The following is a 15887-nucleotide window of genomic DNA, read 5'->3' as shown; positions in this document are numbered from 1 at the left end:
TGTCCTCGGAAGGGACTTCGTGACGGCCGGAAAGTCATCGCCCGGAAGTCATCCCCGGAACTTGTGCCGGCGGTGCCGGGGACGTTCCGGTGAACACGGACAGGCCTTGACGGTATATAACCGAGACGGCATATTAGTCGGCGCAGGAGGTTGCCGAGTGGCCGACGCGATGTCCGCGCCGCCGGTTGCGCACTTCCCCCGTACGTACCGTCCCCTTGTCGAGGAGTGATCGATGAACAGGTCGGCGTTTCGACCCAGCCCGCCTGCCCCGGTGGAGGCCAACCGTGAGGACGACCGCTGGACGGTCGTCCTCGTCCGCGAACTCCGCCACTCGCCCGAACGCGTGTGGGCGGCGCTGACCGAGCCGGACCAGTTGCGCGAGTGGGCGCCGTTCATTCCCGACCGCGACCTCGGCCGGCCCGGTGAGGCGACGCTGACGATGGTCGACGGTGCCACGTCGGAGGACCTCGTCTCGACCGTGCGCCGGTCCGAGCCGCCTCGGCTGCTCGAGTACACCTGGGGTTTCGACCTGTTGCGGTGGGAGCTCACCGCCCAGGGGACGGGCACCCTGCTGACGCTGCGGCACACGGTGGACGACCAGGAGATGCTGGCCCGGGTCGCCGCGGGCTGGCACCTGTGCCTCGACGTGGCCGAGCACCTGCTCGACGGAGATCCCGTAGGTCCGATCCGGGGCATGGAGGCGGTCGAGTTCGGCTGGAACGACCTTCACGACGCTTACGTACGGAAGCTGAAGAAGCGCTAGCCGACCTGAGCAGGAAGTGCCTCGTACGAGAGGAAGTGCCTCGTACGAACTGCGCAGTGCCAGGTTTCGTCCACAGGTAGCGGATCGGCGCTGTTTCGGGGTCCCTTTGTGGACAACGGGTTCCTGTCGGTGGTGGTCGGTAGCATTCGTGCATGAGTTCGACAGTGCAGGATCCTCCGGGCTGGGACGGCGGCATCGACGCCGAACAGCGGCTGGAGGCTGCGCTGCTCGAGGTTCACGCCGTTCTCGGTGACGCATTGGCCGCGCCGAAGTTGTCGTTGCGGGCCGAGCGGATGGGCCGGTTGTTCGACCTGCACAGCGCCGACGAGGCGATGATGTCCGCGCTGAAGCTGCAGCTGGTCCGCCAGGCCGAGGCCTGTGACATCGGCAAGACCACGGGTGCGGCGACCACGGCGGCGTGGCTGCGGAACGGCCGGCGGATGGGCAAGAACGACTCCTACGCCACCGTCGCGCTGGCCCGTGACCTGGACCGCACCATCACCCTCACCGCCCGCGCTCTTGCCCGCGGAGAGTTGTCGTTTCGGCATGCGCAGGTCATCGCCGGGGCCATCAAGGACCTGCCCAAGTGGGTCAGCCTCGAACAACGCGCGGCGGCCGAGGAGTACCTGATCGACGAAGCCAGGCGGCGTAACCCCGACGACGTGCGGATCCTCGGCCGCCACCTCCTCCAGGTCATCGCACCGCAGGAGTGGGAGGAGCGGCTGGGCAAGGAACTCGACGACGCCGAACGCGCTGCGGAACGCAGCCGGTCGCTGTTCTACCGGCCGAATGGTGTTCCGGGGTCGGAGACGGTGGTGATCAGGCTGCCGGTGCTGGAGATGGAACATCTCCGCAAGATCATCGAAGCGCTCGTCGCCTCCGACAAGCGTGCCGAACCCGACGACCGGCCGCTGGACCAACGCCGTGGGGACGCGTTCGCCCACCTCATCGCCGCGATGGCCGAGTGGGAGGCATCGCCCAACCGCGGCCGCGGGCGGGACTGCGTCACGGTGCTGATCCACCTGCAGCAACTCATGAACGGTGTCGGGTTCGGCAGCATCGACGACCTCAACCCCGTCCGCCCCATGCCGTGCGGCTGCCAAACCCCCGACGCGAAACGCCAGAACGCCAAGCGCAAGGCCCGCAAGAACGCCAAGCGCAGCGAGACTTCTGAGTCCGGCGAGTCCGGCGAGTCCGGCGAGTCCGGCGAGTCTGGGCGGGGCGCGAGTCGCGGCGGCACGACACCCGCCGAACCCGGCGAGCGTGCCGGCGATGCCGAGAGCGCCAAGCCCGACAAGGCCGAAACCACCAAGCCGGGTGAGAATTCTGACGGCACCGAGGCCGCGACGGCTGAAGGCGCCGAGCCCGGCAGCAACGGCGAACCCCGTGCAGACACCGGCAAGACGCCTGGCACCGACCTGCGCGAGGCCAAGGCCAGCGAGGACGCCGACGACACCGGGCCTGAAGCCCGGCCAGGCCAATGTGTCACCGACCCGGACGTGACGGGCGGCCCCGGCGAAACCTCCGAGCGTGCCGACGTCGGCGACCCGGATGTGACAAGAGACCCCGTCCAGCCCAACACCCACGCCGGCACCGGCGCACCGACGTCGGCTCCCGCAGGCACGGAGATCACGACGACCGCCTCGAGAGGTCAACCGGACAACGAGAAACCACCGCTTGGTCAGCCGGACCCGCCGGCCGGGGCGGCGGAGCGGATGTCCGCACCGCGAGAACCCGGCCAGCCCCCACAACCGAACACCGCCACCGGAACCGCCTCCCAATCTGAACCGGGTCACCGATGGGATCCGGAGCCCGAACACGACGGGGATCCGGAACCACATACCGGACCCGAGGACTGCGACCTCGGACCGGAAGCCGACGACGCCGAACCCGAAGAGGGCGCGGCGGGGCGGGAGGCTGCCCTCGACCCGGATGCCGCAACCGACCCCTACGACCGCGACGACCGCGACCAGCCCATTGATCCTCACGACGGGTGTCAGAAGTGCGGCGGTGGCGGATCGGCCCGCATCACAGGCCTACGCGGGGAGCCGGTCTCGGTCGCCACGATCCGGAGGATGGCGTGCGACGCGAACATCATCCCCGTCGTACTCGGCGGCAACGGAGAGGTCCTCGACGTCGGGATGGCTGACAGGTTCTTCACCGAAGCGCAACGCCGGGCCCTCGCCGTCCGCGACGGCTCCCACTGCCACTTCCCCGAATGCCGGGTCCCCGAGCGGCGCTGCGTCGCGCACCACATGACGGCCTGGGACGACTTCGGGCCGACCGACCTAGCGAACGGAGTCCTCTTGTGCAAGTCCCATCACACGTTCGTCCACCACAAGGGCTGGCAGGTACGGATGGGCAGCCACGGCCACCCCGAATACATCCCGCCCGAGTGGGTGGACGTCCACCAGAAAGTGCAACGACCGTGACAGCCGTCCGAGTACCGCGGAGTCGTCTGTCGTACCGCGTCGTTCCCGCGACCGGCGTGGTTCCGCCTATCGTGAGCCCATGTCGAAGTCGCAGGTCCTGGAAGTGGCCGGACGTGAGGTGACTGTCACCAACCCGGACAAGCTGGTCTTCCCTGCCGGCGGTCACACCAAGCTCGACCTGGTGCGCTACTACCTCGCCGTCGCCGACGGAGCCCTGCGCGGCATCGAGGGCAGGCCGATGATCCTGAAGCGGTTCGTGAAGGGCATCGAGCAGGAGGCGTTCTTCCAGAAGCGGGTGCCCGGCAACCGGCCGGACTGGTTGGAGGTGGCCGAGCTTCACTACGCCTCCGGGCGTTCGGCGGAGGAGGCCGTGGTGCGCGATGCCGCCGGCCTGGCGTGGGCGATCAACCTCGGTTGCGTCGACCTCAATCCTCATCCCGTACTCGCGGAGGACCTCGACCACCCCGACGAGCTGCGCATCGACCTCGACCCCGTTCCCGGCGTGGAGTGGAAGCAGATCCTCGACGTCGCGCTCGTCTCCCGGGAGGTGCTGGAGGACCACGGCCTCACCGCCTGGCCGAAGACCTCCGGTTCACGCGGCTTCCACATCTACGCGCGGATCGAACCTACCTGGACGTTCCGCGACGTACGCCTCGCCGCGGAGACCGTCGCCCGTGAGGTGGAGAACCGCGCGCCCGACCTCGCCACCAGCAAGTGGTGGAAGGAGGAACGCCAGGGCGTCTTCGTCGACTTCAACCAGAACGCCAAGGACCGCACGGTCGCGTCGGCGTACTCCGTGCGGCCGACGGCCGACGCCCGGGTGTCCACGCCGCTGCGGTGGGACGAGGTGCCCGACTGCCGGCCCGAGACGTTCACCCTGTCAAGCGTTCTCGAACGCTACGACGCGCTCGGCGACCCGTGGGAGGGCATCGGCACGGCCCACGGATCCCTGGAGCCCCTGCTCGACCTCGCCAGGCGACTCGGCCCCGCGGAGAAGCCGCCCAAGGGGACCGGCCGCCGGCAACAGACGATGCCGCTGGTCGAGATAGCCCGGGCGAAGACGAAGGAGGAGGCCCTCGAAGGGCTGGAACGCTGGAAGGCCAGGCACGAAGCCGTGGTCGGGCACCTGCAGGCCGCCGACATCCTGGTCGACGGTATGCGCGGACGAAGCTCGGTGTGGTACCGCATCCGGGTCAATCTCCAGCACGTGCCCGAGGCGCAGCGCCCACCGCAGGAACCCCTCGAGGTCGACTACGACCCGTGGGCGAACACCCCGTGGGCGCAGGAACGGGACAGCCGGTAGAGACCGGGCGGTACGCCCAGGCAGGCAGGCAGTACGGTCCGGGCAGTACGTCCGGCTCCGCACCACGGCGTACGGACATCCGCACCCGGAGCGGACACCGCGGGCGTCACACGTAGAGGCTCCCAGGTGCCCGCATGAGCGGCACCTCGGCCGTGACGCCGGGTCCAACGGCCGGAAAACCGCGGCCGCAGCGGGCAGGATGGCGGGCAGGTCGGCCATGCCCGGTAAGGCATTCCTGCCTGCGCGTAACGGTGGAAGCCCGGGACCCCGAAGGACCGATGGTGGCTCGCGGTGACGACTCCGGCCTCGGCGCGCGCGAGGATGGGGAAGAGAAGCGAGGTTGTACAGGTGACTCTCATCGCGAACGAGCGAGTACGGGGATCCTTGGAACGGATCGCCGAAACCGCCGCCGCGCTCACCCTTGCGGAGTATTCGGGCATCGTGCTGGTCGACGGCGAAACGCCCGAACTCGCGGTGTCGCGCGGCCGGCACCACGCGACGTACGACGCGCTGTTGCTCGGCGCGGAGTCGGGCGTGCTCCGCCGGGTACTCGACAACGACGGACCCACGCAGGTCACCGACGTCCACGCCCTGCCCGTGCCCCGGCAACGATCGCGCGGTCGCCGGCCGGCCGGAGCCGGCAAGGCCCGAGGAGCGGGAGGGGGCGGAGGTCAGCCGACGACGCCGACCGCCGGGTTGCTCGGCGACCGGATCCTGTCCCCGGAGTGCGGGGACCTGTGCGGGGCGCTGGTCGTGGCCGCCAAGCGCGGTGACGGCACCTTCTCCGCCGACGACGCGGCCGCGGTGACCGTGCTCGCCGACGCGGCCGGAGCGGCGATCGAGCAGGCCCGGATCGCGGCCCGCGAACGCCGACGCCAGCACTGGCTTTCCACCAGCGCCACCGTGACCAGCCTGCTGCTGAAGCACGTCGACCCGAAGGAAGCGCTGCGCGAGATCCTGCGGGGCGGCTTCCGGGAACTGTGCGGTGCCGACGTCTGCACGGTGATGTGCGCCGACCCGACCCGGCCGACCGTTCCCCTGATCATCGCCGTGGACGGCTTCGGCATGGACGACATCCCGGTGACCGAGATGTCGCCGGACAGCCTGACCGGCCGGGTGCTTCGTACCGGCGACGAGATCATCAGTGCCGACCTGTCCGCGGTCGAGGGGTACAACCCGCCGCCCCCGTGCGCCAGGCGGCTCGCCTCGATGGGGCCGGGGATGCTGCTGCCGTTGCAGGCCGGGGACCGGATTCTCGGTGTGCTGCAGGTCGGCTGGCACCGCGGCTCACCGCAGGGCCTGGCGGCGCTGGAGCAGGGTGAACAGGTCGAGCTGGTCCGCAGCTTCGCCCGTCAAGCCGCGCTTGCGCTGCTGCGCCTGCACTCGGAGGAGGACCGCGACCAGCTGCTGCTGTTGCGGGAACGCGACCGGATCGGTGCCGAGCTGTGCGGAGGCATGATCGAACGCCTGTCCCAGTCCGAGCTCGACCTGCACAGCGCGCTCGGCCTCACCCGGCAACCCGAGGTGCGCAGCCGGTTGCGGTCGGCCGTCGAGGCGATGGAGGACTCCGTACGGGCCATGCGGGAGACCGTGTTCCAGACCCAGGAGGAGTCGGACCCGGACGTGGCGTCGACCGCCTGGCAGCCGCTGCTGGACGAGATCGACTCCGCCTGCGCTGCGGCCGGTCTGCATCCCCGGCTGGTGCTCGCCGGGCGGCTGGACCGGACGAGCCTGGCCAGGTCGGTGGGCGGCGAACTCGCCGCCGCCGTGCAGCATTCGCTCGCGCTCACGCCCCACCTCTCGCCGACCGCGGTGGAGGTGTGCGTCGAGGTCACGGTGGACCACCTGGTGCTGACCGTCTCCGACCAGGCCCCGCCGGCGGCGGCGACCATCGAGGCCGAACGCATCTCCTGGCTGGAAGAACGCGCCCGGGAACGCGGCGGCCGGGTCGCGGTGTCGCAGAGCGAGCACAACACCCGCATCGAGTGGCACCTCTCCACCTGAGCGGGCCGCCGCATCCCCTGGGTGAATCCCGCATCCCGCCCGGCTCCGTTGCCGGACGGGTGCGGACGACCCCGCCCGCGAACCCTCAGGCGGGGTCGATCACGGACACAGCTCCGGAGCCGTGGGCGTGGGCCGGTTCGACGCCGGAGTACACCCGCCACAGCTGCGCGTACCGGCCGTCGGCTGCCACCAGCTCCTGGTGCGTACCGTCCTCCACCACCTGGCCGTGGTCGACCACGACGATCCGGTCGGCGCGTTCGGCGGTGGTCAGCCGGTGCGCGATCAGCAGCGTGGTCCGCTGCCGGGCCAGCGTCTCCGTCGCCTGGATGACGAGCGCCTCGGTGCCGGGGTCGAGGGCCGCGGTCGCCTCGTCCAGCAACAGGATGTCGGGGTCGACGAGGTACGCCCGGGCGAGTGCGAGCAGTTGCCGCTGCCCGGCGGACAGGTTGCGCCCGCGTTCGCCCACTGTGTGCAGGTAGCCGTCCCGCATCCGGGCGACCGCCTGGTGTGCGCCCACCGCGCGTGCCGCCGCCTCGACCTCGGCGTCGGTGGCCTCCGGCCGGCCGTACGCGATCGCGTCGCGGACGGTGCCGGGGAAGAGGAACGACTCCTGGGGTACGTAACCGAGCCGGTGGCGGTACCCGTCGAGGTCGAGTTCGCGAGCGTCGGTACCGTCCACGCGGACGGCACCCCCGGTCGGGTCGTAGAACCGCGCGACCAGCTTCACCAGCGTGGTCTTCCCGGCTCCGGTCTCGCCGACGAGGGCAACCGTCTCGCCCGCCCGCACCCGCAGGTTGATTCCCTGCAAGGCGTCGCCGGCTGCGTTCTGGTAGTGGAACCGCACGTCGTCGAAGACGATCTCGCCGGTGAGCCGGCCGACCTGCTTGGGGTGCTCGGCCTGCGGTGTCGTGGTGGGCGTACGCAGCAGCTCACCGATCCGGCGCAGGCCGACCCGCGCCTGCTGGTAGCCGTCGAAGACCTGGGAGAGCTGCTGGACGGGGGAGAAGAACAGGTCGAGGTAGAGCAGGTAGGCGATCAGCGCACCGGCGGTGAGGCTGCCGTTGTGCACCAGGCCGGCGCCGACACCGAGGACGACCGACGCCGCGGCCAGGTTGAGGAACTGCACGAACGGGAAGTACGTGCCGATGTAGCGCTGGGCCCGCAACCTGCTGACCCGGTAGGCGTCGCTCTTCTCCTCGAACCGGTTGGCGTTGTGTTCCTCGCGGCCGAACGCCTGCGCCACTCGCATGCCGGCGACGTTCTCCTGCAAGCTGGTGTTGACGACACTGATCCGCTCCCGCGCCTCCTGGTAGGCGACGGAGGACTTGGCCCGGAAGATCAGCGTGGCGATGATCAGCACCGGCATCAACGTGAGCACTGCGAGAGCGAGCTCCCAGTTGATCCACACCAGTGCGACCAGAACACCGACGAACTGCAGGATGGCCACCACCGCGGTCAGCAGCGAGGTCTGCAGGAACGACGAGAGCGCGTCGATGTCGGTGGTCATCCGGGTCATGATCCGGCCACCCATCTCGCGCTCGTAGTAGTCGAGCCCGAGCCGCTGCAGATGGGCGAACAGCTTGACCCGCAGGGAGTAGAGAACGCGTTCGCCGGTACGGCCGGCCACCCTGGTCTGGCCCATGTTGATCAGCCAGTCGGTGATCACGATGCCGAGCGCGACCGCCGCGGCCACCAGGACGACCGACACCGCCTGCCGTTGCACACCGGCGTCGACGCCGTGCCGGATCAGCAGCGGCAGGCACAGCGACGCGATCGCGTCCGCCGCCACGAGGATCAGCGCCAGCAGCAGCGGCCGGCTGAACGGCCGGAGCGTGCGCGGCAGCGTGAAGCCCGGGTCGGCCTGCTGCGCCTCCTCCGTGTCGACCTTTGGAACGTCGCGGGCCGGCGGCAGTTTCGCCACCTGGGCCAGCACTTCCGGGGTCGGCGGCATGCTGGCCAGCCAGCCACCGCCCATGCCCCCGCCACCCCCGCCGCGGCCTCCTCCGCCGCCGAAGCCGCCGCCGAGTCCGGTCGCCTCCTGCACCCGGGTCAGGTGGCTCGGGGTGCCGTCGTCGTTGCGGCGTACCCACAACTCCGGCGTGATGCCGTCGACCTGGCTGTCAACCTCGGCTTGCGGGGTGTCGATCTCGGCCTCGCCGGCCTCGATGCCCTCGGCATCCTCGCCCGGTCCGGACAGCAACAACCGGTAGAGCGCGCACCTGCCGGTGAGCTCCTCGTCGGTGCCGAAGTCGACGACGCGTCCCTCGTCGAGCACCGCGATCCGGTCGGCCAGCTGCAGGGTCGAACGCCGGTGGGCGATGATGATCGTGGTACGCCCGGCCATCACCTGGCGCAGGGTGGCGTGGATCTCCGCCTCGGTCTGGGAGTCGACCGCCGACGTCGCGTCGTCGAGCACCAGCAGGGTCGGGTCGCTGAGCAGCGCCCGGGCCAGCGCGACCCGCTGCCGCTGCCCGCCGGACAACGTGAGCCCGCGTTCGCCGACCACGGTGTCGTAGCTGTCCGGGAGCGCCTCGATGAAGTCGGTGGCCTCCGCGGCCCGGGCGGCGGCACGCACCTGTTCGTCGGTGGCGTCGGGGCGTCCGTAGGCGATGTTGGACCGCACGCTGTCGGAGAAAAGGAAGCTGTCCTCGAACACCAGGCCGATCCGGGCCCGCAGCGAGCTGAGGGTCAGGTCGCGGACGTCGTGCCCGTCGACCAGGACCGAGCCCTGCTGCACGTCGTAGAAGCGGGGCAGCAGTTGGGAGATCGTCGACTTGCCCGACCCCGCCGTACCCACCAGGGCCACCGTCTCCCCGGCGTTCACCTTCAGCGAAAGGCCGGACAGCACCGGGTCGGAGGCGAAGTAGCCGAACGACGCGTCGCGCAGCTCGACCGCGCCCGGACCCACCGGGAGGTCGATCGCGTCCGGCTTCTCGGTGATCATCGGCCGGGAGTCGATCACCTCGAACACCCGGATGACGCTGGCCCGGGCCTGCTGGCTCATGACCAGGAAGTTGGACAGCATCCGCACCGGTGCGACGAGCTGGCTCAGGTAGCTGGAGAACGCCAGGAAGGTGCCGAGGGTGATGTTGCCGCGTACGGCGAGATACCCGCCGAGGGCGAGGATGCCGACCTGGCCGAGCAGTGGAACCGCCTGCAGCGTGGGCCCGTAGCGGCTGGTCAGCCGGATCGCCCGCAACCGGGAGCCGAAGAGGTTGCGGGCCTGGCGTTCGAGCCGGCCGAGCTCGCGGCGTTCCTGCCCGAAGCCCTTGACGACCCGTACGCCGGTGACCGCGGAGTCGACGATGCCGGCCACCTCGGCCGCCTGCTGCTGGGCGTCCCACGTGGCCGGGAAGAGCCGGCTGCGGCTGTGGTAGCCGATCAGCAGCAACGCCGGCGCCACAGCGAGCGCGACCAGGGTGAGCAGCGGCGACAGCCACACCATGATGGACAGCGAGATGACGAACAGCAGGATGTTGCCCAGCATCATCGGCAGCATCTGCAGCAGGCCCTGCACCATCATGATGTCGCTGATCGACCGGCTGACCACCTGCCCGGTGTGCAGCTCGTCCTGGCGGGCGCCGTCCAGCCGCGACAGCGCGCGGAACAGGTCACCGCGGATCGTGTGCTGCACGTCGAGCGCCAACCGGCCGCCGAGGTAGCGGCGTACGAAACCCGCGCCGAACGTCGTCAGCCCCAGCGCGAGCATGACGCCGATCCACGGCAGCATCGGCGCGCTCCGCGCAATGATCACGTCATCGACGATCTCGCGCTGCACCAGCGGGACGAACGCGCTCGCGGCCATGGCCACGATCGCCCCGCCGAAGCTGGCGAACACCAGTGGCTTGGACCGCCAGCAGTAGCGGGCCAGGCGACGTACCCACCTGTCAGCGGACGACTCGCCGGGGGCTCCGGCCGGGACCGAGTGCCCGGGCTGGTCGGGCCGGCCGGGCTGGTTCGGCGGAGCGGGCTGTTCGTGCTGTTCGGGCTGATCGCCGGCGGAGGTGCGCCGGCCCGGCTGCGGGGAGCCGTTGGAGGAGCTTGTCGTGGCGGCGGTCATCTGGTGGCGGGCACCTCGGCTTCCGGCGACGGTGGGGTCTGGAGGTCTGTGGGTTCCTTCGGCGCACGGTCTTTCGGTGCGGTGCGGTCCTTCGGGGCTTGGTCCTTTGGTGCACGGTCCTTCCCGGCGGGGGAGTGCCGAGCCCAGCGCGCGTCCATCGCGTCGTCGACCTCGGCGAGCTGGCCGAGCAGGGCGTCCGGGGCGGAGATCTCCGCCAGCAGCGGGCGCAGCCGGTCGCCGTACGCGGTCTCGGCCCGGGCGAGTGCTTGCCGGCCCTCGTCGGTGAGGGCGAGGCGGACGACGCGACGGTCACCGGGTTCGCCACGTCGGGTGAGCAGTCCCGCGGCGACGAGGCCGTCGACGACGACGGTGATCGCGGGCTTGCTGGTCGCGAGGCGGGTGGCGATGTGGGTGGACCGCTCGGTCCCCCGGGACACCAGCTCCAGGATCCGGAACTGCGCCAGGCTCAGCCCGGCGTCCGCGCGTTCCAGCAACCGCGCCAATCGGACGACGGCCCGCACGGCACGCTCGACCGAAGGTTCGTCATCTTTCACAGTTAAGGAGGCTAACCGTTAGGACGGCGAATGTCCCACCCGTCCGGCCTGATCCGGCCAGTCCGGGACATCCCTCCCACCGCGCCACCCCTGTCAACCGGACGTTTCCCGGCCGCTCCGGGTGGACGCCGTGCTAATTTGGGCGAATGACCAAATCTGCGCAACGGCCCCTCGCGGGTGAGGCAGAGCCGTCATGAAGGTGCTCGACGCCCCGCAGCCGCCGAGCGGGCTGCGCCGGCTCTTCTTCCGGGCGCCCATCCACCTCTACCGCGCACACCTCGGCCGGCTGCTGGGCGGCAGGTTCATGCTGCTCACCCACACCGGCCGGGTGTCGGGAAACCCGCGCCAGGTGGTGATCGAGGCGATCGACCACGACCCGCGCGACGGGAGCTACGTCGGGCCGTCGGGGTACGGCCGGCGCTCGGACTGGTACCGCAACATCCTCGCCAACCCCGACGTGACCGTTCAGGTCGGCCGGCAGGTGCGGGCGATGACCGCGACCCCGCTGCCGCCCGCCGAGGGTGGCGAGATCATGGCCCGGTACGCCGTACGGTATCCGCGGCTCGCCCCCAGGCTGGCGCGGTTCATGGGGTTCGAGGTGGACGGCAGCAAGGACGACTACCGCGCTGTCGGTGAGCGAATCTCGTTCGTCCGCTTCACTCCTGCCCACCTATCATCGCCGGGTGACAAAGGGACCTGAGCTGAAGACCGAGCGGTTGCTGTTGCGCCGGTGGCGGGAGAGTGACCGCGCGCCGTTCGCGGCGATGAACGCCGACCCGGCCGTGATGGAGCACTTCGTCAGTCCGTTGAGCGAGGCCGACAGCGACGCCTTCGTCGACCGGATGGAGGCCGCCTTCGAGCGCGACGGCTACGGCTTGTGGGCCGTGGAGGTCCGCGAGACCGGCGACTTCGTCGGGTTCACGGGCCTGTCCCGCGTGACCTTCGACGCCCCGTTCGTCCCGGCGGTGGAGGTCGGCTGGCGGCTCGCCCACCACGCGTGGGGACGCGGGTTCGCACCCGAGGCGGCCAGGGCGGCGCTCGGGTTCGCCTTCGACACGGTCGGCCTGGCCGAGGTGGTGTCGTTCACCGCACCGGTCAACGAGCGTTCGCAGGCGGTGATGCGCAAGATCGGCATGCGCCGGGACCCGGACGGCGACTTCGACCACCCGCGCGTGCCGGAGGGACACCCGATCCGGCCGCACGTGCTGTGGCGCATCGGCGTGCACGACTGGCGTAGGGCGTGAGTGCCGCCGATGTGGCGGGCGTGACCGCGGGTCAGGTCGCCGAGGCGTTCGACCTGGGTACGCCGATCGAGGAGCTGGATCTCGTCCAGCACACGGTGTCCCGCACCTGGCGGCTGACCACGAGCGCCGGGCGCTTCCTGGTCAAGGAACTCTGGCCGGACGAGGACCAGCCGTGGGCGCACCAGCTCAACTGGCGAAGGGACTTCGAGGAACGCGTCGCGGCCGCGGGCATCCGGATCCCGTCCCCGGTGCCGCCACCGGCCAGGGCGTACGGCTGGACGTCGCGGGTCGCCGGTCGCGGCGCGTACCGCGTCACCGAGTGGGTCGAGCACCGCAAGGTCACCGCGGACGACGACCTGAGCGACTGGCTGGGGCGCACGCTCGCCGTCCTGCACAGCTTCGAGCCCTACCGCAGTGACACCGCCGATCCCGGTGAGCTGGAACCCTTCTACTACGTGCATCCGGCCGACCGGTGGCACGAGTGGGCCGCGCTGGCCCGGAGTCAGGGCCGCCCCTGGGCGGCGGAGTTCGGCGCACGGCTGGACGCTTATGTGCGCCGGACCGAACGCCTGCGCACGACATACTCAGGCATCGGCGACCACGTGCTCACCCACCGGGACATGGTTCCGTTCAACGTGCTGATGACGCCCACCGGTCCGGTACTCACCGACTGGGACGTGATCGGACCGGACAGCGCGAGCCTGGAGACCGGGTTCGCCGCGGTGACGTTCGCGTTCCGCGACCCCCGCCGCGTCCGCCGTGCGCTGGCCTCCTACACCGCGCACGGCGGCGTGCTCGTCGACGGCCTGGGCGAGGATCTGTTCGCGCACAAGCTCGGCAGCGAGCTCGGCCGGCTGGCGGTGCTGGTCGACCGCGTCGTCACCGGCGTTCCGCTGACCGGATGGATGACGCGGTACGCCGACCCGGACACGGGCGTGCGGGCGGCGATGGCGGAGGTGGCTGCGGCCGAGGAGAGGCTTCGCCGGCTGGCCGCGGACCTCGACCTCTGACCGGGACGGCACGCCCTCAGGGTTTGAGGGGCTCGCGTCGCAGCGACACCCGGCGGTGGGCGATCCGCCAGCCGTCCGGTGTACGCCGCAGCAGGTCGGCGTAGACACCGCTGCCGACGGATCCGTCGCGTCGTACGCCGAGGAACTTCGACCGCGCGGTGACCTCGCCGTCCTGCTCGGCCACGACCGTGTTCGTCACGTGGTGGGCAACGGGATTGCGGTCGCCGAGTTCCAGTGCCGAGGTGCGCATCGCCTCGACACCGTTGAGAACGGCACCGCCCATCGGGGTCAGGTCGTAAGCGACGTCGCCGGTGAACACCTCGCCGAGGCGGTCCAGCGCGCCGTCGTCGACAAGATGGCCGTGCTGGGCGATCAGTTCGTGGATGGCGAGCCGGTCCTCCGTGGTCAGGGTCATGGCCCGATCCTGCCCCGGTAAGCCGTACGGGATCGCTCCTGGGCGCCACCATGGCGCGCCGCATCGCCGACCGCTTCGGCGTCGGCAGGACGCTGGTGGCCGGGGCAGTCCCCATCCGCTGGTGCTCGCGACCCTCTGCGTCGCGCTGGGTACGGCACTCGGAGTGCGCGGCGGCCTGTGGATCGCGACGGTGGGCGCCACCGCCGGGGTGCTCTGGCTGCTGACCTCGCCGATCCCACGGCTGCGCCGGATCCAAGACGGTCATTGACGCGGTCGGGTCGACACGCCGGGGGACGTGGCCCGGTGGAAGAACCGCGCTCGCAGGGTGGTTGGCTCAAGGAGTCCGCCACCGATGTGGCGTGCCCCGCGACGGAAGGAGTTGCCGTGCCGAAGCCGCCCGTGCCCGCCGACATCGAGGAGATGCTGAAGAGGCCCAACCCCGCCGTGATGGCCACGGTGCGCCCGGACGGAACCCCGGTGTCGGTGGCCACCTGGTACATCTGGGACAACGGCCGGGTGCTGCTCAACCTGGACGCGACCCGCAAGCGCCTGGAGCATCTGCGCGCCGACCCGCGGGTCTCGCTGACCGTGCTGGACGGCGACTCGTGGTACCGCCACGTGAGCCTGCAGGGCACGGTGACGCTGGAGCCGGACCCGGAGCTGGCCGACATCGACCGGCTGTCCAAGCACTACGGCGGGAAGCAGTACCCCAACCGCGACAACCCCCGCGTGACGGCCTGGATGGACGTCGAGCAGTTCCACATCTGGGGTTTCTGACGATCCGGAGTTTCCGACCACCCTGGAAGACGAGAGCCCGAACACGCAGAACGCCCGGCGGTCGGTGACCGCCGGGCGTTCCTGCGTACGTCCGAAGGAAATCAGCCCAGAATCAGCGCAGGGAGAGCGCCCTCAGCGCGGTGTCGATCTCGGCCATCTGCTCCGCGGACAACGGACCGTGCTGAAGCGCGCCGGCGTTGTCCTGGGCCTGGGCCACCGTGCGGATGCCGGGAATCGGCACGAACGCCTCGCTGCGGGCGAGCAGCCAGCCGAGTGCGCCCTGGGCGAGGGTACGGCCGCCGGAAGTGAGCACGTCGCGGATGTGCTCCAGCGCTTCCAGCGTGCGCCCCTCCTTGCCCGCGAAGTCGAACCGCCGGCGTACGTCGTCGTCGGCGAACTTCGTGTCCCGGTTGAACTTTCCGGTCAGCGCGCCCATCGCCAGCGGCCCGCGGTTGATGCCGGCGAGGTTCTCCGCCTCGATCAGCTTCACCATCTCGGGGTTGTCGTCGATGACGTTCGCGTGCAGCTGGATCGCGGCGCAGTGCTCGCTGCGGGCGAACACCGCCGCCCGCTGCGGGTCGTCGGTGCTCCAGCCGAACGACCGGATCTTGCCGAGCTGGACCAGTTCCTCCAGCGTGGCCACGACGTCCTCGGCCTGCTCGAGGTCGTAGTCGCCGATGTGGAACTGGTAGAGGTCGATCACGTCGGTGTCCAGCCGGGCCAGGCTCTCGTCACACTGCTCCCGGATCGAGGCGGGGGACGCGTCCCGGCCGATGGCCTGCTGGGCACCCTCGTCGATCAGGTTGCCGAACTTCGTGGCGATCACCACGCGGTCCCGCTTACCGGCCAGTGCCCGGGCGAGGACGCGTTCGCTGTGGCCCGCGCCGTAGACGTTCGCGGTGTCGAAGAAGGTCACCCCGGCGTCCAGGGCGGCCTCGATGGCGGCCACCGACTCGTTGTCGTCGACCTTCCCCCAGCCGATCGGGTTGCCGTCGCGGAACGCCGGCCCGCCGATCGCCCAGCAGCCGAAGCCGATCGGGCTCACGGAGATGCCGGAGCGGCCGAGGGTACGTGCGGGGATCGTCATGTCGTCTCCATCGGTGCGGTGGTTCGTTGCTCGTGCGTGCGGGTTCGTTGCCTGCCTACCAGGTCATTGCCGATCCGGCACCGGTCCGAACCCGCGACGGCGTCCGTTCCCGGCCGTGCCGGACGTACGCCGTGCTCACCGGCAGCTTGACCGGCACCGGTCAGCTGTCCTCATCCGGCCGAACCTCCCGGCGCTCAGGGCTCGCGCCAGTTGGTCAGTCCGGCGCTAGCCTCGCCTA

12 protein-coding genes and 2 pseudogenes are annotated in these 15887 nt (G+C 70.6%); 9 read left to right on the top strand and 5 right to left on the bottom strand.

All coding sequences use genetic code 11. The features are described from left to right. The first annotated feature begins 232 nt into the window (after positions 1 to 232). The 4 genes from FHR37_RS18530 (at position 233) to FHR37_RS18515 (ending at position 6502) form a co-directional block, all read left to right on the top strand. Positions 233 to 763, top strand: coding sequence for an SRPBCC family protein (locus FHR37_RS18530; protein WP_092881130.1), 531 nt, complete (start codon positions 233 to 235; stop codon positions 761 to 763). Between the two features lie 152 nt (positions 764 to 915). After that, positions 916 to 3195, top strand: a complete 2280-nt coding sequence (locus FHR37_RS18525; protein ID WP_179771010.1) for an HNH endonuclease signature motif containing protein — start codon at positions 916 to 918, stop codon at positions 3193 to 3195. A gap of 79 nt (positions 3196 to 3274) precedes the next feature. Further along, complete coding sequence (ligD, locus tag FHR37_RS18520) at positions 3275 to 4498, top strand: non-homologous end-joining DNA ligase (protein ID WP_092884321.1); 1224 nt, start codon at positions 3275 to 3277, stop codon at positions 4496 to 4498. Between the two features lie 348 nt (positions 4499 to 4846). Continuing rightward, positions 4847 to 6502: a GAF domain-containing protein gene (locus FHR37_RS18515; RefSeq protein WP_175542581.1), complete on the top strand. Its 1656-nt coding sequence runs from the start codon at positions 4847 to 4849 to the stop codon at positions 6500 to 6502. Between the two features lie 85 nt (positions 6503 to 6587). Here FHR37_RS18515 and FHR37_RS33600 read toward each other — a convergent pair. The 3 genes and pseudogenes from FHR37_RS33600 to FHR37_RS18505 form a co-directional block, all read right to left on the bottom strand. Next, positions 6588 to 6797 (bottom strand): annotated as a pseudogene (locus FHR37_RS33600) (hypothetical protein); the annotation flags it as partial. A gap of 75 nt (positions 6798 to 6872) precedes the next feature. Further along, positions 6873 to 10562, bottom strand: a pseudogene (locus tag FHR37_RS18510) (ABC transporter ATP-binding protein); the annotation flags it as partial. After that, positions 10559 to 11116, bottom strand: coding sequence for a MarR family winged helix-turn-helix transcriptional regulator (locus FHR37_RS18505; protein ID WP_092884315.1), 558 nt, complete (start codon positions 11114 to 11116; stop codon positions 10559 to 10561). The gene FHR37_RS18505 and the pseudogene FHR37_RS18510, both read right to left, overlap by 4 nt. Before the next feature lie 193 nt (positions 11117 to 11309). Here FHR37_RS18505 and FHR37_RS18500 point away from each other — a divergent pair, with 193 nt between their 5' ends. Genes FHR37_RS18500 through FHR37_RS18490 form a run of 3 tightly spaced genes read left to right on the top strand, consistent with a single transcriptional unit; the run spans position 11310 to position 13370 of the window. After that, on the top strand, positions 11310 to 11816 hold the full coding sequence (locus FHR37_RS18500; RefSeq protein WP_092884313.1) for a nitroreductase family deazaflavin-dependent oxidoreductase: 507 nt from the start codon (positions 11310 to 11312) through the stop codon (positions 11814 to 11816). Continuing rightward, a complete protein-coding gene (locus FHR37_RS18495; protein WP_202818149.1) occupies positions 11800 to 12360 on the top strand; it encodes a GNAT family N-acetyltransferase in 561 nt (186 codons plus the stop codon). The genes FHR37_RS18500 and FHR37_RS18495 overlap by 17 nt, the downstream gene beginning before the upstream one ends. Then, the gene (locus FHR37_RS18490; RefSeq protein ID WP_092884311.1) at positions 12357 to 13370 is read left to right on the top strand and encodes a protein kinase family protein; all 1014 of its coding nucleotides are present in this window, start codon (positions 12357 to 12359) and stop codon (positions 13368 to 13370) included. The genes FHR37_RS18495 and FHR37_RS18490 overlap by 4 nt, the downstream gene beginning before the upstream one ends. Positions 13371 to 13386: 16 nt before the next feature. On the opposite strand, the gene FHR37_RS18485 is transcribed toward FHR37_RS18490, so the two are convergent. After that, positions 13387 to 13785, bottom strand: a complete 399-nt coding sequence (locus FHR37_RS18485; protein ID WP_092884309.1) for a nuclear transport factor 2 family protein — start codon at positions 13783 to 13785, stop codon at positions 13387 to 13389. A gap of 121 nt (positions 13786 to 13906) precedes the next feature. Between FHR37_RS18485 and FHR37_RS18480 the strand changes: the two genes are divergently transcribed. Together FHR37_RS18480 and FHR37_RS18475 are read left to right on the top strand one after the other, a co-directional pair. Further along, complete coding sequence (locus tag FHR37_RS18480; protein WP_175542580.1) at positions 13907 to 14053, top strand: hypothetical protein; 147 nt, start codon at positions 13907 to 13909, stop codon at positions 14051 to 14053. 116 nt (positions 14054 to 14169) lie between these two features. Further along, positions 14170 to 14562, top strand: a complete 393-nt coding sequence (locus FHR37_RS18475) for a PPOX class F420-dependent oxidoreductase (RefSeq protein WP_092884307.1) — start codon at positions 14170 to 14172, stop codon at positions 14560 to 14562. 112 nt (positions 14563 to 14674) lie between these two features. Here the strand turns inward: FHR37_RS18475 and FHR37_RS18470 are convergent, their stop codons facing one another. Beyond that, complete coding sequence (locus FHR37_RS18470) at positions 14675 to 15649, bottom strand: aldo/keto reductase (RefSeq protein ID WP_092884305.1); 975 nt, start codon at positions 15647 to 15649, stop codon at positions 14675 to 14677. Between the last annotated feature and the right edge of the window lie 238 nt (positions 15650 to 15887).

It is taken from the genome of Actinopolymorpha cephalotaxi (assembly GCF_013408535.1).
Taxonomy (GTDB): domain Bacteria; phylum Actinomycetota; class Actinomycetes; order Propionibacteriales; family Actinopolymorphaceae; genus Actinopolymorpha; species Actinopolymorpha cephalotaxi.
Note: the sequence above shows the minus strand (reverse complement) of the source record. Positions and strands in the feature narration are given on the sequence as shown.